The sequence below is a fragment of the Saccharolobus shibatae B12 genome (assembly GCF_019175345.1).
Lineage (GTDB): Archaea > Thermoproteota > Thermoprotei_A > Sulfolobales > Sulfolobaceae > Saccharolobus > Saccharolobus shibatae.
The window spans coordinates 690,117-710,000 of record NZ_CP077717.1 but is presented as its reverse complement, the minus strand read 5'-3'; the positions used below and the strand labels follow the sequence as shown (position 1 = coordinate 710,000).

Annotated in this window: 18 protein-coding genes and 1 pseudogene (1 of these 19 cut by a window edge); 8 read left to right on the top strand and 11 right to left on the bottom strand. The window is 34.9% G+C overall.

All coding sequences use genetic code 11. The features are described 5' to 3' along the window. Positions 1-424, top strand: partial view of a beta-class carbonic anhydrase gene (locus J5U23_RS03980; RefSeq protein WP_218259532.1) — the 3' portion only. Its footprint begins 209 nt before the window's first position; the window shows 424 of its 633 coding nt (coding positions 210-633); its start codon lies off the left edge, out of view; its stop codon occupies positions 422-424. Here the strand turns inward: J5U23_RS03980 and J5U23_RS03975 are convergent. Then, positions 411-962, bottom strand: coding sequence for a DUF433 domain-containing protein (locus J5U23_RS03975; protein WP_218267030.1), 552 nt, complete (start codon positions 960-962; stop codon positions 411-413). The two genes, J5U23_RS03980 and J5U23_RS03975, sit on opposite strands and share 14 nt — an antisense overlap. Before the next feature lie 38 nt (positions 963-1,000). Further along, positions 1,001-2,314, bottom strand: coding sequence for a M20/M25/M40 family metallo-hydrolase (locus tag J5U23_RS03970; protein ID WP_218267029.1), 1,314 nt, complete (start codon positions 2,312-2,314; stop codon positions 1,001-1,003). A gap of 129 nt (positions 2,315-2,443) precedes the next feature. Between J5U23_RS03970 and J5U23_RS03965 the strand changes: the two genes are divergently transcribed. Further along, entirely contained in the window at positions 2,444-3,961 is a 1,518-nt protein-coding gene (locus J5U23_RS03965) for a 4-hydroxyphenylacetate 3-hydroxylase family protein (RefSeq protein WP_218267028.1), read from the top strand. 16 nt (positions 3,962-3,977) lie between these two features. Here J5U23_RS03965 and J5U23_RS03960 read toward each other — a convergent pair whose 3' ends face one another. Together J5U23_RS03960 and J5U23_RS03955 are read right to left on the bottom strand one after the other, a co-directional pair. Beyond that, on the bottom strand, positions 3,978-4,730 hold the full coding sequence (locus tag J5U23_RS03960; RefSeq protein ID WP_218259528.1) for a CBS domain-containing protein: 753 nt from the start codon (positions 4,728-4,730) through the stop codon (positions 3,978-3,980). A gap of 33 nt (positions 4,731-4,763) precedes the next feature. After that, a complete protein-coding gene (locus J5U23_RS03955; protein ID WP_218267027.1) occupies positions 4,764-5,297 on the bottom strand; it encodes a hypothetical protein in 534 nt (177 codons plus the stop codon). Between the two features lie 107 nt (positions 5,298-5,404). Here J5U23_RS03955 and treH1 point away from each other — a divergent pair, with 107 nt between their 5' ends. From treH1 to J5U23_RS03940, 3 genes are read left to right on the top strand one after another with little or no spacing between them, the layout of a single operon-like run. After that, the gene (gene treH1, locus J5U23_RS03950; protein WP_218267026.1) at positions 5,405-7,141 is read left to right on the top strand and encodes an alpha,alpha-trehalase TreH1; all 1,737 of its coding nucleotides are present in this window, start codon (positions 5,405-5,407) and stop codon (positions 7,139-7,141) included. Between the two features lie 22 nt (positions 7,142-7,163). Continuing rightward, a complete protein-coding gene (locus J5U23_RS03945; protein WP_218267025.1) occupies positions 7,164-8,357 on the top strand; it encodes an Nre family DNA repair protein in 1,194 nt (397 codons plus the stop codon). Next, a complete protein-coding gene (locus J5U23_RS03940) occupies positions 8,354-9,130 on the top strand; it encodes an SPL family radical SAM protein (protein ID WP_218267024.1) in 777 nt (258 codons plus the stop codon). Before J5U23_RS03945 ends, J5U23_RS03940 begins: the two co-directional genes overlap by 4 nt. Positions 9,131-9,132: 2 nt before the next feature. Here J5U23_RS03940 and J5U23_RS03935 read toward each other — a convergent pair whose 3' ends face one another. Then, positions 9,133-9,471: a DUF2173 family protein gene (locus J5U23_RS03935; protein ID WP_218267023.1), complete on the bottom strand. Its 339-nt coding sequence runs from the start codon at positions 9,469-9,471 to the stop codon at positions 9,133-9,135. Between the two features lie 205 nt (positions 9,472-9,676). Continuing rightward, complete coding sequence (locus tag J5U23_RS03930) at positions 9,677-10,930, bottom strand: MFS transporter (RefSeq protein ID WP_218267022.1); 1,254 nt, start codon at positions 10,928-10,930, stop codon at positions 9,677-9,679. Positions 10,931-11,083: 153 nt separating this feature from the next. Between J5U23_RS03930 and J5U23_RS03925 the strand changes: the two genes are divergently transcribed. Together J5U23_RS03925 and J5U23_RS03920 are read left to right on the top strand one after the other, a co-directional pair. After that, positions 11,084-11,872 carry an aldose 1-epimerase gene (locus tag J5U23_RS03925; RefSeq protein WP_218267021.1) on the top strand — a complete coding sequence of 263 codons (789 nt, stop codon included), beginning with the start codon at positions 11,084-11,086 and terminating at the stop codon, positions 11,870-11,872. 71 nt (positions 11,873-11,943) lie between these two features. Then, complete coding sequence (locus J5U23_RS03920; RefSeq protein WP_218267020.1) at positions 11,944-12,753, top strand: hypothetical protein; 810 nt, start codon at positions 11,944-11,946, stop codon at positions 12,751-12,753. Here J5U23_RS03920 and J5U23_RS03915 read toward each other — a convergent pair. The 5 genes and pseudogenes from J5U23_RS03915 to treH2 form a co-directional block, all read right to left on the bottom strand. Beyond that, positions 12,748-13,787 (bottom strand): annotated as a pseudogene (locus J5U23_RS03915) (encapsulin). The gene J5U23_RS03920 and the pseudogene J5U23_RS03915 overlap by 6 nt on opposite strands. An 89-nt stretch (positions 13,788-13,876) precedes the next feature. Continuing rightward, positions 13,877-15,226 carry an ATP-binding protein gene (locus tag J5U23_RS03910; protein WP_218261242.1) on the bottom strand — a complete coding sequence of 450 codons (1,350 nt, stop codon included), beginning with the start codon at positions 15,224-15,226 and terminating at the stop codon, positions 13,877-13,879. Positions 15,227-15,228: 2 nt separating this feature from the next. After that, positions 15,229-15,729, bottom strand: coding sequence for a hypothetical protein (locus J5U23_RS03905; protein WP_218261241.1), 501 nt, complete (start codon positions 15,727-15,729; stop codon positions 15,229-15,231). A gap of 251 nt (positions 15,730-15,980) precedes the next feature. Continuing rightward, positions 15,981-16,514, bottom strand: coding sequence for a hypothetical protein (locus tag J5U23_RS03900; RefSeq protein WP_218261240.1), 534 nt, complete (start codon positions 16,512-16,514; stop codon positions 15,981-15,983). Next, complete coding sequence (treH2, locus tag J5U23_RS03895) at positions 16,514-18,271, bottom strand: alpha,alpha-trehalase TreH2 (protein ID WP_218267019.1); 1,758 nt, start codon at positions 18,269-18,271, stop codon at positions 16,514-16,516. Before treH2 ends, J5U23_RS03900 begins: the two co-directional genes overlap by 1 nt. A gap of 213 nt (positions 18,272-18,484) precedes the next feature. Between treH2 and J5U23_RS03890 the strand changes: the two genes are divergently transcribed. Further along, positions 18,485-19,882, top strand: a complete 1,398-nt coding sequence (locus J5U23_RS03890) for a glycosyltransferase family 4 protein (protein ID WP_218267492.1) — start codon at positions 18,485-18,487, stop codon at positions 19,880-19,882. The last annotated feature ends 2 nt before the right edge of the window (positions 19,883-19,884 follow it).

Below are 19,884 nucleotides of genomic sequence, written 5' to 3'. Positions count from 1 at the left end.
TTACTCCTCCTTAAAAGAAGGAAAGAAAATAACATCACTTGTTGAGGAGAAGCTAGTGAGTCAGTTTATCTCAAAGAAATTTAGCTCCCTTTCAGAATTGGAAAGGTTGAACATGGAAATTCAAAAGGAAAATCTGAAAAGAATATTTGGAGATAAAGTAAGAGCTGAGTTAATAGATGTAAATAAGATAGAAATTCCACCTTCTAACGAGTCTTACATGGCCTATGTAAGTAAACCTTCCCAGTTAGGTGAACTGAGTTCAAATATCTACCATATTTCAGCTGAAGATAAGGAAATTTGGGACAGTTTAGATATAGCAGTCTACGCTATGAAGATAAATAAAATTATAACTCCAGACGAGAAAACTGTTGAAAAGATAAAAGCTGCCTATCCTTCAGTTACCGTCTCTACTACTTCTTTCTAATATAGTTAAAGGATTCAATTACTACTGAAGCAGGATCCTTGAACTCAGATAACGATAGGTGAAAATCATCTATAAGTGAAGCAGAGTAGAGAATTGACTCAATTACGGCCTCTTTGGGTATACTTAGCTCCTCAGCCACTTGTGAAATTTCCTTTCCTTCATATAGTTTGTTTAGAACATCTACTACTTTCACATTAGAGTTTTTTATTGTAGGATCATATTTATTATTTTCATTTTCCTTATCTATGAAAGGGTAGCTAGTAGGTCCTAATTTTCTCTTCAACCGTCTTGGGACTTTCGGCTTTACTTTCTTATAATATTTTAATATTTTCATCACATCAATAGCGTATCTTATACACTCCTTTATTTGTTTGAAGTTTATTTGATTGTAAAACGCTTTTGAAACTTCGTCAAATGTTTTATCTTTTGCAAGTTCGTATAGTACACTTTCCGGCCTGATTAAAGTTCCAGCTATATGTGGTCTCCCAAAATGAATATCCTTATACACTACGATGTAATCATAACCTGGAAGCTCCACATGGAACTTTTTACTTTCTTATTTATTAAGATTATATATTATAGTGTCGAATATAATTTTAGAAATTCCTCGGTATGTTTTATAGCTTTATAGTAGTCATCTATCCTAATATTTTCATTAGGCGCATGCGCATTCGAGTAATACCCTCCAGCACCTATTGCACTGACTGCATCCCTTATCCCCAACTTATAAACAAAAAGCCCCATGGGTTGCGTACCAGCAGAATTAGGAATAACTTGTGGTTCAGTGCCATATACTCTTCTAGCGGATTCTATCATTGCCTTGACTACTGGAGAGTTAACTGATGTCCTAACAGGATATTCGAAGCCATGAGTAATTATTTCCCCATTAAAGCCAACCTTTTGGAGGTGTTTCTTCAACAGCTCGAAAATCTTGTAAGGATCTTGATTAGGGACTAGCCTAAAATCCAATTTCGCAAATGCTCTATGCGGTACGATTGTTTTACTGCCCTTTCCAGTATATCCACATTCGAATCCATCAACATTACAAGTTGGGTAAGTTAGTAATGCTTCAGCAATCTTTTCCCTATCAGAATACCTTAATTCTTTAAACCCTAACGCTTTCCTTAGTTCCTCTACATCGATATCATATTTCTTTATTAACTCTCTTTCTTCTTCCGTTAATTCTCTTACATCATTATAAAACCCCTCAATCAGCACTCTTCCTTCCATATCTACCAATGTAGATATTACCTTAGATAGGTCTATGCATGGATTTCTAACTAAGGGCGCATTTGAAGAGTGTAGATCTTTAGTTCCATAGTCAAGCACTAGTTCAACATATAATAATCCTTTTACTCCTAGCACTATTTGTGGTCTTCCTTTAGGGTCTAAGCCAGCACCCTCCATTATCACTGAATCTGCCTTTAGTTTATTAGCGTTCTTTTCGATATAGTCTTCCAAATTTACACTGCCAATTTCCTCCTCTCCCTCGTAAAGTAATTTCACGTTAACATTCAATTCGTGCTTATCTATTAAGTGCTTAATAGCAAATAGCCTTGCCATTAAAGTTCCTTTATTGTCCGAGGCTCCCCTGGCGTAGATTCTGTCATTTTCAATTGTTGCTGAAAAGGGTGCTCTTTTCCACTCGCTTATTGGATCCACTGGTTGAACGTCATAATGGTTATAAACAAGTAGCGTTTTTTTAGCATTAACGTTAATTTCAGCATACACTACCGGATGACCCTTAGTCTTCTCAATATTTGCCTTTACGCCCAATAACTTCTCGATGGTTTCCTTGAGATAGTTCGCCGTTTCTTCTATTCCTTCTCCAGTTGCAGATATAGAGGGTTTCTTTAAGAATTCAATTAAAGTATAAAGTTCCTCATCCACTAGAGAATAATGTATTCTGTCTTTTTAAGTATGTTGGTTTGAATTTTAAAAGTACTAGTCATAAAGTTTTTACAATTATCTTTATTGGTATATATATAACTTTATAAACCAACTCTACTATTATATAATATGGTTCTAAGAACTGGGGAAGAGTACGTTAATGCAATTAGGCATAGAAATAAGGTTGAAATTTACGTTATGGGGAAGGAAGTAAAGGATGTAACAGAGCATCCTTTCTTAAAGCCTTCAGTACTTGCATTTAAAGCAACTTATGATGCAGCCCATGAGGAGGATAGTAAATCTTTAGGTAGAGCATGGAGTTCCTTCATTAATGAAGAGGTAAATAGATTCACCCATATCCATAGATCTCCAGAAGATTTGTCAGCCAAGGTTAAACTTCTGAGAAAGATTAGTCACAAAACGGGAGCTTGTTTCCAAAGATGCGTAGGTTGGGACGCACTAAATACAATATACGTCACCTCCAGACTTATGGCGGAAAGGGGTAAAAAGGAGTATTATGAGAGATTTGTTGAATATCTGAAATACGTTCAAAAGAATGATATAGCATTAGCTGGAGCCATGACTGATGTTAAAGGTGTAAGAACGTTAAGACCTAATGAACAACCTCATGCCTACTTAAGAGTAACTCAAGCTACTAAAGATGGTATTTATGTCTCAGGTGCTAAGGCCAATATAACCGGAATAGCAGCATCTGAAGAAATTATTGTAATGCCAACTAGAGCAATGAGTGAAAAAGATAAGGATTTTGCGGTAGCCTTTTCCATCCCCTTGGATACTGAGGGTATTAAGGTTATAATAGGAAGACAAGTTAATGATGGGAGAAGGTTAGAAGAAGGGGAGATAGATGGATTGCCCTATCGCACTAATCATGAGGGCTTGGTAATATTTGATAACGTCTTCGTTCCAATGGAAAGAGTGTTTATGTTAGGGGATTGGCAGATGAGCGGAATCCTAGTTGAAATTTTCAGCTCCTATCATAGGCAAGGCTATGGAGGTTGTAAATCTGGATTAGGGGATGTGATAATTGGCGCAGCATATAATTTAGCTAAACAAATTGGAGTTGAAAAAGCTCCACATATTCAGAATAAGCTGAATGAAATGGTTTTGTTGAATGAGAACATGTATGGAAGTGGTATTGCTGCCAGTCTAGATGCAGTTAAGTTATGTGAGGATGGGTGCTGGTGGGTGAATCCCATGTTTGCAAACGTTACTAAGCAATTAGTTACGAGATTTCCTTACGAGATTACTAAGTTTTCAACCGATATCGCAGGAGGTATAATAGGCACTGCTCCTAGTGAGTGGGACCTAAAGAACCCTAAACTTAAACCATACATTGAGAAGTACCTACAAGGTATGATGGACTACAGTACGGAAGATAGGCTAAGAATGGTAAGATTATTGGAGAATATAGGGTTTAGTGTAGCGTTCCTCATTGAGTCAGTTCACGGAGCAGGTAGTCCAGAGGCTCAGAGAATTGCCATAAATAGGGTTTATGATTACGAGTATGCTGAAAAGATTGCTAAATACTTATCACAAATAGAGAAGAGAATAGAGTTTAAGGAAAATGCAGAGCCTTGGAGAAGGACAGATACGGAAAAGTTAGCTAATAATGGAGGCCAAAAATAAATGATTAAAAAAGTTTTTATACTATGTTAATGTACGCATACATAAGGTCTCTTTCAGTAACTATTCCAACTAATTTTTGATTTTCCATAACTGGTAATGTGCCTATTCTCTTTTCTATCATCAATTTAGCCGCATTTAATATACTGTAATATCTGCTAATAGTTATTGGGTTTTTAGTACCAGCATCTAGGACTTTTCCTATATTTTTATTCTTAGCTAGATATTTAACTATATCAGCTGCAGTAATTATACCAATTAGTTTGTTATCCTTGCTAAATACTGGTAATCTCCTCACGTTATTCATGGCCATTAGTTTGGCAGCTTCTAATATTGTGTTTTCCTCACCTATGGATACTATGTTACTTGACATCACGGAATCAACTAATCCAGAGAACATCGAGGACGCTACTAGTTTTAAGACCTCTCTTTCAGTAAAAATACCCACAATAGCGTTATTATCAACTACTGGAATCCCTCCAATATTGTTCATTAACATTATTCTAACTACATGATTGACGTCATCATTGGGCGAGACAGTAATTAAATCCTTGCTCATTATATCCTTAACCTTTAAATCGTATATATTAGTCCCGTATTCGCTGAAAGATGCAACAACATCCCTAGTAGAAACCATTCCAATAGGCTTTTCCTCCTTTAAAACAACAATTCTACCTGTTGGATTATTGGAAAGTATATCAATTGCCTCCTTTAAGGAGGACTCTGGGAAAACAGTTATTACAACAGGATTTGCAACATCAAGCACTTTCATATGTAATATATTGTCATGATAGTTAAAAAACTTTCAAATGACGACTCTTGTGCTTTTCCCCACCTTCTCCACACTTCTCAACAATTCCCTGTAATCGCTTACAAAGGTAAAATTGTGCAATTTCATGATTATCTCATAATATCCCTCTCTATCCTTAGCCTTGATCATCAGCCTATCGTTCCTATAACTTACACTATAGTAGAGTGAACTTGAAGACAACGTTACTTCACTATCTCCATATTTTGAAATTGGGTTTTCTGCTAAAATAATAGATCTTATTTCAAAAAGTGTTTTCGATAATATTAGTTCCACAAAGCCTTCGATGTCCTCCTTTTCGGAAACGAATATTGCTATAGAACTAGTAGCTGAGAGAAACGGATCATTTCTCAACGCGTAATCCATATTCTCGAATAAGTGAATGCTATTTAAGCCGTCTAATGGGAAGTTCCACAACTCCTCATAACTAGCCATATAAGGTTTTCCATTAATTATAGCCCTTATTTTGAAATTATATGATGAGCATACAACATTAGCTGGTATCCTTTTCCTATCGTCAAGACAGTACATCTTTAATCATAATATTTCTTATCTACTTATATCTTAAATAATGATTATGATCTATTTGCCTTATTTGGCTAATGACTTATATAGTTGTTTGACCTTTCTTGATATTTATGAAAACACTTGGATTCATCTCAAATCAGATAACATCAGCCCTAATTGATTTATCTTCAATTGTTTGGTTTCCAGTTCCTAAATTCGACTCCCCGTCAGTGTTCACTAGGTTGTTAGATGAAGATGGAGGGGAGTTTTCCATATTACCAGAAGGACAAGAAATAATAGCCGTTAAACAAGAATATGTTTATCCATTAGTATTAATGACTGCCATACGTACTAAACAAGGCGAAATAAGTATTACTGATCTCATACCATTGGGTGAAACAGTAATTATAAGAAAGGTTGAATCGGAAATTCCTTTTAAGGTAGTGTTCAGACCTAGATTCTATTATTCTTTATACAAGCCCATAATCGATGGTAGTAAATTTGTAAATCCAAGAGGAAGAGATTGTATAGCGTTTCTTTACGACTTTTCGGGCGAGGTCAAAAGATCCGGAAATTACGTTTGGAATTTTAGTACTGGAAAAGGATATTTAATAGCCAACTATGCCTCTGACGTTAAACACGGCGTTTTCAGTGAAAGGGGTTCAACGTTAAATGCTATGTATGAAAGATCGTTTGAAAATACGGTAAACTATTGGAAAAGTACTGATGTGAAAGACGCTGCATCATTTAATGACCTTTATAAGACATCCATATATACAATGCTAGGCTCTATTTATGCGCCTTCTGGTGGAGTAATTGCAGCTCCTACAACTTCTTTACCAGAAGTTGAAGGTGGAAAGAGAAATTGGGATTATAGATTTGCATGGATAAGAGATTCTTCGATCATAGCTGAAGCCTTGCTAGAAGCTGGATTCATTGTAGAAGCTAGGAGAATAATAAACTTCTTACTTTCGCTCATAAATTTCTCGTCAAAGCCATTTTACTATCCTCTATATACGATAGAAGGTACAATTCCTCCCCCTGAAAGGGAATTACGATGGCTATCCGGATACAAGAATTCTAAACCAGTAAGAATAGGAAACGGGGCTTCTTCTCAGATTCAATTAGATATTGAAGGATTTTTCATTTCGGCTCTTTATAAATATGTAAAGTTGACTAATGATCAAGTGTTTCTGAAAGACGTTTTTAGTAAAGTGAAGTACATTGGGGATTGGATAGTAGAGAATTGGAGCTTAAAAGATTCTGGTATTTGGGAGGATAGAGGGAGTCCTCAACACTATACTCACTCTAAAATTATGATGTGGATAGCACTGGATAAAATAGGAAAACTAGCAAACTTAATCGGATATGCGGACATTTGGGCTAAAGAGAGGGAAAAGCTTAGAAACTGGATATTCACCAACTGTGTAAAGAACAATTATTTTATCAGATATTGTGGGAATACTGATGACGTAGATTCATCATTATTGTCAGCACCATTGTATGGGTTCATTGAAGTTAATGATAGTATATTCATTGATACATTAACGAAAATTGAAAACGATCTAAAAACCGACGTATTTGTGAAAAGATACAAAACTGATTTCATGGGAGAAGCTAAACACCCATTTTTGTTGACCACAGTATGGCTTGCTAGAGTTTATATGAGATTAGGAAAAATAGACAGTGCTGTAGAAATATTGGATAAGATCAATAAGGTTTCAAGAGAACTACATTTAGTGGGTGAACACGTTGATGTGGAAAAAGGTGAGTTTATGGGTAACTTTCCTCAGATTTTTGTTCATGCACAATTGGTAATTGCAATAAAAGAGCTTAACGACACGTTAACTGATAAAAATATTATATAGGTAAGAGAGTAAGATTAAATTAGTGATAAGGCCAGAGTTATGCATAAGATGTAGAGGGGCAAAGTATCTTTGCGGTCTTTCATACTGTCCAATCATAGTTAATACTAAAACGGTAAGAGTAAATTTCAAGGAGGTATATGGTTCTTCTCCACCATCCGTCTTTGTAGGTAGATTTAGTTATCCCAAAATTACAGTTTATCCCTCTACCCCGCCAATTTTGGGGGATACGAGCAAGTTTGAAGATTCCAAATATTGGCTCAATGCCGACTTAAGTGAGTTCTTATCAATGAGGCTTTCCTTAGTGAGAGGTGGTGTCAAATATCACAGAGATGATGCAAGACTACCAGATAGGTTTTTACTGGATATTCAGAGTATAACAATATCATCGAGACCAGTTGAATTGGATTTAAGGCTGAAGAGAATACCTTCTGGAAGTATTTTAGATGAAAGTCTACCACCTCTAGGTCCTTCAGCACCATTGGAAAAGCTTGAAATAGCTACATTGCCTCCTCCCTTAACAGTAGTAGAGAAGGTTTATGATGATAACGATATGAGAGCGAAAGATGGTATAATGAAATTATATAATGCAGGGATTGACGTAGAAAAAATATCCAAGATATTAAGTATTGGTGGAATTGGAAAGGAAAGAAAATTAGTACCTACTAGATGGAGTATAACAGCAGTGGATAAGACTATTTCCGATACTCTAATCGAGAATATAAAGAGTTATGACACGATAGACAAGGTTGAAGTTTATTTCAGAAAACATAATAAGAATCTTTTCATAGCAATTCTTCTTCCTAGAGATTGGAGCTTTGAATGGGGAGAAGCCTGGTACCCTGGAAGTACTTGGAATAAGTTTGGCAACTATGTCGATATAGAAGTGGATAACGAAAGGTACCATGGTAGATCTGATTATCCAGAAATAGGTGGCTGTTATTATGCTTCTAGATTAGGTGTGACGGAATTCTTGGCGAGCAGAAAGAGACAAGCCACTGCAATATTATGGAGGGAAATATATGAAGGATTTAACTTGCCAGTAGGTGTTTGGTTTGTTAGGGAAAATGTTAGGGAAATGTTTAAAGGTAAGCCAGTAGTATTTGACGATATAAGTACTTCCTTAAATTTCGTTAAGAAATTATTAAGGTCTGATTTAAAGCAGTGGTTAAGCAAGTCATTACTCTCCTTTAATACCATTGATAAGTGGTTAAAATGATTGTAAAGTCCGTTAGGGTGAAATCTGCTTTAAGTAAATCTGGATTGAAAGAGTTAAACTATAGTCTAAATCCTTATTTAGGTTGTGTATTTTCTTGCCCCTATTGTTATGCTCCCAATTTCACTCCAGATAGGGAGGCTTCAGAAAATTGGGGAAAAGTTGTAGCTGTTAAGGAGAACTTGCTTGAGGTTTTACAAAGAGAAGTGAAAATCTATAAGAGGGGAGTAGTTGGGATATCCACGATAACTGATGCTTATCAACCAATAGAGGCTTTAAGAAAGCTCACTAGGGAAAGTCTAAAGATATTATTAAAAAATGGTTTCAGAGTTTCAATTCAGACCAAGTCACCCTTAGTTTTAAGGGATATTGACGTACTCTTAGAATATAAGGATAGAGTTGATGTTGGAGTTACAGTTACTAGTTTAAATAATAAGTTAGAACCTAGCGCACCTCCAGCTAAAGGTAGATTAAGAGCCTTAGAGAAACTCAGTAATGAAGGGCTAGAAACTTGGATTTTCATAGGGCCTATTATTCAAGGTGTAAATGATACTGAGGTAGAAAATATGATCCGAGAAATTTCAAATATTAAGGCAAGGGTAATTTTCGACAGTTTCCATTACTATAGGGGGTTAAAATTTAAGGAGGGTTTTACGCAGTGGTGGGTTAATTTGAGGAATAGAATATTGGAGAATTGTAAGAGATACGGTATGGAATGCCATGAAGAAAGTGAGGATTGGATTTATGAAAAAAGAAGATATTATAAAACTTTTTAGCTTTATATTCCAGATACTTCTCTTAATATCTTAAATATTTGATTGAAATCTGCCTCAGCAAGTCTAACGAACACTCCATAATTTCCCATTACACATACTGCGTACTCTCCTGCAGCTACAGCCCACCCTAAGAATGGCGTCCATCTCATTCCAGAAATCTTTGTGAAAGACTCTGCTTCCACAGTTCCCATTAAAGTGTTGGCTGCTACCATCTTCGCTACCATCTCGGCCATTTCTTTAGGCATTGGTCCTTTGTATTCTACAAGTTTTCCATCTGGCGTATATTGACCAGCAGCTATCGCTCCTTTTAATTGCATTAGTTTATCGAGCTTTTCACTCATTTTTTACACCTCTACTAAATATTAGATAAATCATTTTAATAAATTTTATGATTAAATATTATAAAAAAGTAAGACCTATCAAGTTTTATTTTATTTATATTCTCTAATGTTAGGCTAAATATCATATAGAGGCGTGCTAAGTTTTACGTCGATAAAGTGTCATAAAGTTTAAATAATAGTTTATTTTTATTAAAATTAAGAAAAACTATCCTTCCTCTAGATATCTGAATATCCATGCTGCAATTAAAAGTATTATTCCCGCAACTATAAAATCTATCCCATAGCTAATATAGTGCGTGATATAACCAGATAAAAGTGACCCCACAAATAACGATATCCCTACTACTGTACTATAAACACCGAGTCCAGTTCCTTGCCTTCTCTCACCAACAATTTTGAATATCAAAGTGGTAGATGAGGAGTAGAAGATTGCATAGGCAATTCCTGCTGCCAATGGATAGAATATTAATCCAGAGATTAATATTGGAATACCTAAAAATAGTTGGGCAAATATACCAAGTAAAACGTATGACGCACCTCTCAGAATAAGTGAAGTGTATGCTAATCCTTTCTCATCTTTATTCTCCAGTAACGTTGAGGATATCCTAAATCCTAAAATTTGAAATATCATACCAACGCTTATTACAGCCAAAACTTCAGATTTATTTAATCCCTTCACGTACAAACCTGCTGGATATACAGTATTGAATATTCCGCTGCTTATGTAAAATAGCACTATTCCTAAGTAAAGTAGAGGAATGTAATTAATGGGTTTCCTAAATAATCTAGTCACGGAAAACATTTTAAAGTGATGAATATTAGGTAGATGAAGGAACATCATTGGCAAGTGTCTCATTCTAGTCAAAAACGATTCCTTATGGTGTATAATAGCTGTCCTTTCAAATGTAATTATGGATTTAGGTAGTATTTTTACGCTTGCAATCAACGTAGCCAGTACTGAAAATCCCAGTATTTCCTCTATTTGGTCAATTCTTAAGAGAATTACTAGAAAAGTCGAAACAACCAATCCTAGCAAAACACCTATAGAGGAGAATAAAGAGAATCTTGAGAAGAGAGAGCCCCAGTGTTTTTTCTCAGCGGACTCCATCACTAACAAATTAAATGGTGTAGCTGATGCAGTACTCATGAACGTAATTAGAGCGTAGTTCAAGGTGACTAGTGAGATACTGTTCATAAAGGGCATTACAATAAGTGGTATTGAAACTCCAGCTAAGCTTAACAATATTTGTTTCTTTCTATCCATCTTGTCAGCCATAAATCCCCATATTATTGAAGCTGGAATTAGAACTGCATTACTTAGGGAGATAGCGTATGCTACGTCAATTGCATTTCCGCCAAGCGAAAGAATCTGTAAGGTTACTAACGTTGACAATGGTCCCGTTGAAGCGTTATAAGGTATCACTAGATACATCCATCTTGTATCCTTATACTTAATCATTCTTGTTTTAGCCACAATGTGATGTTTAAAAATTTTATTGTAAAGTTTAACGAGAAGAATATCCTTATACAAGTTTAAATTTTTTAAATTGAAGGTAGAGTAAGACGACTAAGATAGAAAATAAATTTAATCCCAGTCCGAATGTGAAAGTGTATGAAAATAAAAAAGGGAGATACAGAAGCTGAAATTTTAACAAAAGGCGCATATCTTAACGCGTTTAGAATAGGAAACAGAGATATGATATTAAAGGGTGATTTGGAGAGACCAACAAGGGGTGGCATGGCAATTCTAATACCATTTGCAAATAGAGTGAAAAATGCAGAATATGTATTTGAGGGAGTGAAATATACTTTACCCCAAAATAGAGAGGGAAACGCAATACATGGACTAGTCATGGATAAGGAATTCAACGTGGTAACCAAAAGCGAAGATAGCGTTAGCTTGGAGTATATTTTAGAACATGAAGGATATCCTTCTAAACTGGATTGTCTAATAACCTATAAGGTTTTCAAATACGGTCTTAGGACAAAGATAGTTGTGAGAAATGTGGGAAATAAAAGAGCCCCGTTGACAGTTGGTGCACATCCCTACTTTATTACAGCTGACGATTGGAGGATAGTGGTGGAAAAGGAAGAAAGTGTTAAGAAGTGCATAAGTTTCAATAAGATCCCTACTGGGGAATTGATAAAGACTAAACTTGAGCATACTGATTACGATGATTGTTTCTTGATAAGTGGAGGTATTCAGTTACATTCCTCGTATTCGAAAGTGAGAATTACAAGAAGAAACATGCCTTTCGTTCAAATATATACTGGTGTAAGGGGCTCAGTTGCAATAGAACCTATGAGTGGTGCTCCAGATGCCTATCACAACGGATTAGGACTCAAAATATTGGAGCCTAATGAAAGCTCATATTTTGCATTTGCGTTTCGTTTCCACTAAAGGTGCTTATATATAGGTAATCTCCTATATAAATCAATAAGGTTTATATTTTAAAATTATATATTAGATTTATGCCCTATGCAGAAGAAATGGAAGTGAAAGCTAATAGATATCAGTTATTGTCATTCTTTATAGATCCAGTGAGGTTTACTGGAATATTAGGTCATCTGATGATTGTTAATATATTTGATAAGACTGAAAATAAATTTGTGACAATGGGTAGTCTAAAAAATCCAGAGAATAAGTTCAAAGTTCTCTATGTAATTGGAGATCCTGAATCACGAGTGACAACGTTCTCGGGTACAATGGAAGGACCTATGCTCACATTTAATACTATTACATATAAAGGGGAAGGGGATAATGGGAAATTAATATGGAAGATAGATCTCATTTTGACAGAATTAGGTAGACTAACAAGAATAAAAGTAGCTGTTGATGTGAAGCAAAGCTTCGGTTTTCTAGATAAAGTCAGAATGGGAGATTTTGATTTTGCAACACATTTAGTAAAAGAGCATATAGTACCATTTCTAAGATTTTATTTCAAGCCTTCTATAAACGAAGAAACTCCAACCCTTAATGAGGTATTTAGATTCAGAGGGAGCGTTGAAGAGGTTATATTGAAATTAAGGGAAGTTATGGTAAACATTAAACAAGGAGGTATAATTATTCTTGGAGATGATTATAATATAATGACCTCAATTGTCAATGGGGAAGTTTCCCATGCACAGATAAATAACATGGATGTACCTGGAAATGAGATTTTCGCGTATTTACTCAAGGCTAGTGGAAATGTGGAATTAATTGCCTATGATATTTCTTTAGATGAGTTGATATTTAAGAACTTAAAAAAGAGACTGGAAGAAATAAAAGTTAGATCATGACGTTTTTTGTATAATTGTGCAAGATGCTGAGCTACTTATTAATCTAGGTGCAATCTGTTCCGTGATTAAATATACCTCATAATCCCTTTCTTTGGACAAGTACTTAACGTTAGCTTCAGAGAAAACTAAAATGTCAAATCCCTGCTTACTAATGATGTAAATTTCATCATTATTGATAATGTCCGTAGGTACTACATTTCCTATTTCCTTTATCATTTCAATTTCGTAGGTCCCAGTTCCATCAACTACCCTAAATGTCTTAGAATAGTTAGAGCTAGATATCAATACGTAAATACCTTTCCCGAATCCCTCTTTGGCTAAATTTTCATATGCTCTTAGAACATCGAGTAGAATATTTCCAGAAACATTCCAATCAGATACAGTTATTTGCCTACCCATTTTTAGATGGGATAACGGATGATTCTTTAGCAATAGTTGATTCTCTATCTTAGCAAAAGATTTACCAGCCACTATAGCTGTCCTTCTTGAATAGTTCTTCTGACCCACATAAAATTTAACTTGAGAACTAATTAATGGAACTTCATATAGTGTCACACTTTTGCTTTGAACCGTATCACCTGAATCTTCTTTTACTTCTGAAAAGGTACCGTAGTAAATTCATAATTTATCATATTTTCTATATTTCTTACTATTCTATTTGACATAATTCCCTCAATTATCCAGCTCACTATAGGATCTTTACAACTCTCGCTAGGTGTGGGCTGAATTAAAAGGAAAATCCTTACTTCCTCCGATTAGTTTGGAGGCTTCTTCCCATCCCTTTTTAAAATAGCTGAAATCCTCTGGAGAAAGTTGGTATAGCAATCTTAGGAATTCCCCAAAATGAGTCATTTCCTCTTTAGTTATATCCTCATGTACTTTTCTTAACTTCTCGTCATCTATATATTTATTTTGTTGCAAATAAAAGTTTATAGCATCGATTTCAGCAGCTATCGCATTTCTTATAGCTCTGACAGCTTCCTCGTTGTCAAATTTTTCTTTTCTAGTTAAAGTAGAGGGTCATTAGAGAACAAAGACCTAACACCCTTACATTTTATCATATTACATATAAAAATTATGATGTCTCCTTACCTTTTCTTTTATCATACTGAATTCCCCTTACCTAAAGGGCGAGGCTTTCTGTCTCATTCCTTGTAAACGTTTGATATTGATCAAAAAGGATCTTTATTCTCTCTTCTAATAGAAATATGTCACCATTTAATATTTTTACAACTTCTAGTGTAGGAATATTTAGGACATAGATGTCATTAATATTAATATTAATATTAGTTATTATGAATCTACCCCCAACCTTGTATATTTTCTTCTCATGTTCAACTTCCTCAACTTTACTTAACAATTTCAATTCTTCCTCATTATGTAATCTCCCGTCATTTGTGAATACTACATCTCCTAAGAATACTTGATTATCCGCAATGAAGAACAAACCCACTACTAGACTCTTTCCGTCAATTTCTATTCTCTTTCCTCTTGGATGAACGTAGCTTATCCCAAACTCTTTACTTATATTACTTAGTAAATCTCTAACCTTCTTTTCAAATTCCTTAGCATCATCTTCTGGATTCCTCAAGCTAGTGTATTTCCTTAATTCGTTTCTAATACACTCCACGTCGTTTTTCTCGCAAACTTTTTCCACTTTATCCATTTCATTCCGTATAAATTGTAATATTGAACTCACATTGGTTATCTCCTTACTACTCCACAATGTAATAATTATGGGTAAAATATCCTCTGCTAGATCCTTACAATACGCCTCGACAATTTCCTTTATGTCCTCAGTTGTTAAGGCGTCATCTAATGGAATTCTGCTCTCCTCAATCCTCCTTCTTATTGCTAGGTCAGAAATCTTGCTGTAAATTTCAGTAGGCATTGCCAAAACTATTGGTATTTCAAGTCCTGCGTTAATTAGTCTGTGTATTAGGCTTAAGTGATAATCTCTTATTTCATCAATTAGTAACACTGGCTTACCTAAGTTCTTCATATCTCTTAACGCGTTGATCATTCCATCGAAATTCCTCTCGTAGTTAAAACAGTAAACCCTTAAGAAGGGGTTATCATATTTATTACAAATCTTCAATAGCCAGTCCTCAAATTTTACTCCAGTAATTTTTTTCCAAAACGAATATCCAAGTTTACTTTTTACCTTTTGCAATTCAGGTAGAACCTTTTCCCTCAATTCGAATTGATTAATCTTGGTCCAGAACTCCTCATCCATATTTTGCTTATTAGCTAAGTCTAGGTAAATTGTTAAGTTATTACTTTTCGTTACTTCCTCTATTTTCTTTAGCAACGTAGTCTTTCCCATTCCGGGCTGTCCAACTACTGACGCTACCTCGTTATTTCTTACCACATCAAGCGCCTTTTCCAAGTATTTTCTATAAGTTGGACCTACCAATACGACACTTTTAGATGACCAAGTAGTTACAGTTACTCTTGGTATTTCACAAACCACGTTTATCTCCTCCTCTTAATTATTCCGTAGGTAACACCCTTTCTCGTAAATCCCTCATCTCCTCCCGCTATTAAATCGTAGTTTTCCTCAATATATTTTCTAAATTTTGAGTAAAACTCTTCCTTAGAAAGTCCTAGTTCTATCCTTATTCTTTCCAAAGGTGCATATCCTAAAGAATCCTTTATCCTATCATAAGCTTCATCAAAATCCTTATATGAAAAACTCTTTGATTCGATCAATTTCTGTAATAGATTGAGCATTCTATGAATCTCATCCCTTAATATTTTCAACTCCTCTGCTACGTTTAAACCATCTATTGGCTCAAAACTAACTTTACCCTTATTTTCAACTCTTCTTATTTTTCTCTCTTTCTCTAATTCCTCAAGTACTTGTGTGATGCTTTCGTCCTTAAATTTTCTCTTAATCTTAGATATTGAAACGGGTTTCTGTGAATTTTTATACTCATTCAGTATAAGAGTAAAAACGTCATCCTTACTGATCATGGTAAAGGTTTTTGTTCCAAAAGATTCATAAGGCTTACAGCCCTTAATACTTACTTTAAACTCCTAAAAGAAGTGATCCCCAAGCATGTTCATAACTTCCTTCCATTCTTTGGACTCTTTGATGTTCTTAAAATTTTCAGAAGACATGGCGAAAAAGCCTTACTTTTCAAATCGAGGACGAATTATTTGTTTCATGAACATTTTAAAGAATAAGAATTTTAGTATCCATATTATTATCTTGGCTTCTGCTATTATTCCAAAAGATATTTTCTTATAAATATTTTTATATCTTTAACCTTCCTTAGAGATTTTAAATTTGCTACAATATTATCAACTTTTGCACTATCCTTTTTTCCTATATTTATACTTTCAGCTTCACTTATACCTAATTGACTTAAATAGTATAGTCTATCCTTTTTTAGGATCAGACCCCTTTTTGATAGACTATGTAAACGAGAATCTATTCTAGGACTATATATAAAGTATCTTTTATTCCATTTAATTGAAAAAATTGGATTTTGTATATTATAATGTCTAGATAAATAATCGTAGAGTAAAAATGAAAGCACGAAAAGCCTAGTCTTATCAACTCCTTCACCATATTTATATATTGTAAATAGTGTTAGCGAATCAACAGTGATGTGATAAATCACCTCTTGTTCTCTACATAACTTTTCCACGTTACTTTCCGCTACCGACTTCAAAATATAATAAAGGGAAGTCCAAGATCCATATATTTCAATCTCATCTAAAGCCTCCTTCAAAAGTTGTTGTAATCTGTTCATTAAACTAGCCTCCTCTCCTCTAGTTCTACTATGGTCATTACTAATCCTGCATGGGGAAACGCTTGAGGAAAGTTCCCTCTAGGTTCACAAGTATTTTGATCTAGGTGTTCAGCAAGTAATAATGATGATGTGGAACAGCTTATTAGTTTCTCAATTACTTTTTTCGCCTTGTCTATTTCTCCTAACCTAATATAAACCCTGGTTAGCCATGTCGATACTAAGGTAAAAGGATGCTTTACACTTCCCATAAAGTCATCCTTATATCTTAATAACAAACCATCTGAAATCATTAAATCTTTCTCAATTTTCTCAAGTGTCTTTAAAAATCTAGGATCTTTAGCATCTATAAAGCCGTACAATGGTAAAGTAAGCAAAGCCGAATCCACTGAATCACTCCCGTAATACCTCGTAAAGTAACCTAGTTTTTGAGAATATCCATTGTCAAGAATGTCCTTTCTGATTTCTTCAGCGATACTAATCCACTCCTCAGCCTCGTTTTTATATCCTAATTCCTTTGCGAGTCTATTAGCCCTATCAAGTGCTACCCAATTCATAACCTTAGTATGTGTGAAATGTTCCTCTACTCCTCTTTGTTCCCATAAATCGGTGCTTTTCCATTTCCAACTCTTCTTGGTCCATTCAGCTATTGCCTCTATAGCCCACCATATTTCATTAACATATTTCGAATCTTTACTGGTATTATAATATTCATATAATGCATTCATATAGGCACCTTCAACGTCCATTTGTATTTGCATATAAGCGGCATTTCCAACTCTAACTGGAAACGATTTCTTATGGCCTTCGAGCCAATCCAGAATTTCCTCTGCAGGTGGTGCAGTTCCATCTATTGTGTAAAGCGGATGATCAAAACTCTTAGATGAGGGATCTACCATTGCAGTTAGAAAGCTTATTATATCCCTAGCCTTTACTAGCAATCCTGCCTTTATTAATGCTTCAGCTGAATATGACGCATCTCTAATCCACACATATCTATAATCCCAATTTCTTGACCCACCAATTATCTCTGGAAGAGACGTAGTTGGAGCTGCTATAATTCCTCCGGACGGTTCATAAATTAAGCCAAGAAGTACCAGTAATGACCTATAATACGCGTCCCTATACATGTTAACCTTTTTAGCGTTCTCTAACCTTCCTTTCCAATATTTTATAGCCTTATTTAAGGCTTCATATGGTTTGGAATAGACAAAGCCCTTATTACTGAATAGACCATATCGTAAATCCTTGGAGTAAAGTAAGTATATATAACCTTTACCTTTCTTCAACGTGAACTCAGTATTGTCAAGGGGTACATATTCACCTCCTATCAGTATTTCTATACCTTCTTTAGATTTAGGATTTCTAAATATTAAGCCCCTTCTAGCTTTAATTATAGCTGGTGTTACAAGGCCATATTCAAAAAATGGCTTTATATCTAATTTTAAATCTATTTCACTCTCATATATTCGTATAATGCCAGATAATGATAAGGGTAAGAAGTCTAATATTTCAGCCTTACCTTTCTCACTTTTGAATACAGTTCTTAAAATCAATGTATTTTCAACATAATCCTCATGGATTATCTCGTATTTTTCATCTGCTGGCCTTATACTGAAATATCCTCCTCTTTCTTCATCCAAAATTCTTGTGAAAATTGATGAAGAATCAAATCTAGGTAATGGTAACCATTCAACACTACCGTTTTTTATTAAAGCTGACGTAATGCCATTGGAAAGAAATTCGTAGTATCTTATCACGCGAATAGTAGAGAGTTTGTCCTAAAAAATTTTAGTCTTAAGTGTTAATAGTTGAATGTTTAATGGTAAAACATTAGCAAATTTTCATTCGCTAATAGCAATAGATGCTTTTATTTTATCCCTATTTTAAAATGATGGGCACAGAACTGACTTTTCCCCACCACCCTAAAGGCTATCTGTTTTAATACTTTTAAGGTACTCTCAATAAGGCTGATAAATACAATAGATATAAATTTGTATATTAATTTGCCCTTATTTCAAGATAAACATAAATGGATAAATGTGGAAAAGAATAGTATGTTTAGCGTTGCTATTAATACTCAAACACCACCAATAAGATTTACATTAACATACAGAGATTTATTGGAAAAGTATGGCTATCTGGAGCCTCCAATAGATCTTGGTTTATTGAGTAATGAGGATTACCACATTTCAGTTGGTGGAGTTGCGAAGATGATGTTGAGTCTCATAAACGCTAATGCCTTCTCGAAGTCTAGATGGGTCTCATTGGGACCGGGTTACCCTCCATCGGTAAAAATGACTAGTACCGAAGTTCATTTCGTAGATCTAGAAGCTAAATCTTTAGCCAATTATACTAGATTTAAAGAGGGTCTATATAATGAAGCTCACGGACTAGGTAAATATGAACTTGTAGGAGAAGAGTATATAGCTTATGCAAATTATAATTGGCTTTCAGCTCAGAAATTATTAGAATTTTATAAAGATACAGATATCTATTTTATAAATGACTTTCAACAGTTATTGGTAGGGGGAATAATTGGACCTTCTGCTCCAGCGGTTTTATGGTATCATATACCCTTTGTTCCAGAGAACTTAAACAAAAAATTAAGGGAATTTCTGATTAAAGCATTTGAGAGCTTCGATCTAGTGATCTTAAGCACAAAAAGGGATCTGGAAGGTCTAGTAAGAACTGGAGCTAAAGTCAAAGTTAAACAAATTTACCCATTCATAGACCCTTCAAGTTATAAGACCGTTGGGAAGAAGGAGATCCAATACGTCGAGGATAAGTATGGATTTAAGAGTGATGATAAGATAGTTTTAGTTGTTGCGAGAATGGATCCAATGAAAAGTCAAGACTTGGCGATATCAGCAATAAAGAATGTTGACGCTAAATTAGTATTAGCTGGTGATGGTAGTTTTACCAGTAGGACTCTGGGCCATGATAAGGGAAGTATGTGGGTAAGTAGGTTAAAGGAATTAGCGAGGAGCTTAGGAGTACAGAATAAGGTCGTATTTACCGGCTATGTGCCAGATGAGGAATTATTTGCACTTTATCAAAGGTCTAATGTAGTTCTTTTACCTTCAAGAATAGAGGGATTTGGGCTAGCAGTATGTGAAGGTTGGGTTTACGGAAAACCAGCAGTCGTAAGTAGTGGTACTGGAGTTAGTGAACTAATTATAGAGGGAGGAAATGGTTTCGTATTTAAATCCGGAAATGTTGAAGAATTGGCTGAAAAACTAAAGTTAGCACTAAAGGATGAGAAGGTTGGATCACTAGGACAAGAAACCGTTAAGAAGTGCTCAGTGAACAATGCTGTAAATGAACTGGGGGAAGCATTTGAACTAGCGTCTGAAGAGTATAAGAAATAACG

Coding starts and splice junctions, on each gene's coding strand:
- J5U23_RS03965 (WP_218267028.1), top strand. CDS start 2,444: ATGGTTCTAAGAACTGGGGAAGAGTACGTTAATGCAATTAGGCATAGA.
- J5U23_RS03960 (WP_218259528.1), bottom strand. CDS start 4,730: ATGAAAGTGCTTGATGTTGCAAATCCTGTTGTAATAACTGTTTTCCCA.
- J5U23_RS03955 (WP_218267027.1), bottom strand. CDS start 5,297: ATGTACTGTCTTGACGATAGGAAAAGGATACCAGCTAATGTTGTATGC.
- treH1 (WP_218267026.1), top strand. CDS start 5,405: ATGAAAACACTTGGATTCATCTCAAATCAGATAACATCAGCCCTAATT.
- J5U23_RS03940 (WP_218267024.1), top strand. CDS start 8,354: ATGATTGTAAAGTCCGTTAGGGTGAAATCTGCTTTAAGTAAATCTGGA.
- J5U23_RS03935 (WP_218267023.1), bottom strand. CDS start 9,471: ATGAGTGAAAAGCTCGATAAACTAATGCAATTAAAAGGAGCGATAGCT.
- J5U23_RS03930 (WP_218267022.1), bottom strand. CDS start 10,930: ATGATTAAGTATAAGGATACAAGATGGATGTATCTAGTGATACCTTAT.
- J5U23_RS03925 (WP_218267021.1), top strand. CDS start 11,084: ATGAAAATAAAAAAGGGAGATACAGAAGCTGAAATTTTAACAAAAGGC.
- J5U23_RS03920 (WP_218267020.1), top strand. CDS start 11,944: ATGCCCTATGCAGAAGAAATGGAAGTGAAAGCTAATAGATATCAGTTA.
- J5U23_RS03905 (WP_218261241.1), bottom strand. CDS start 15,729: ATGATCAGTAAGGATGACGTTTTTACTCTTATACTGAATGAGTATAAA.
- J5U23_RS03900 (WP_218261240.1), bottom strand. CDS start 16,514: ATGAACAGATTACAACAACTTTTGAAGGAGGCTTTAGATGAGATTGAA.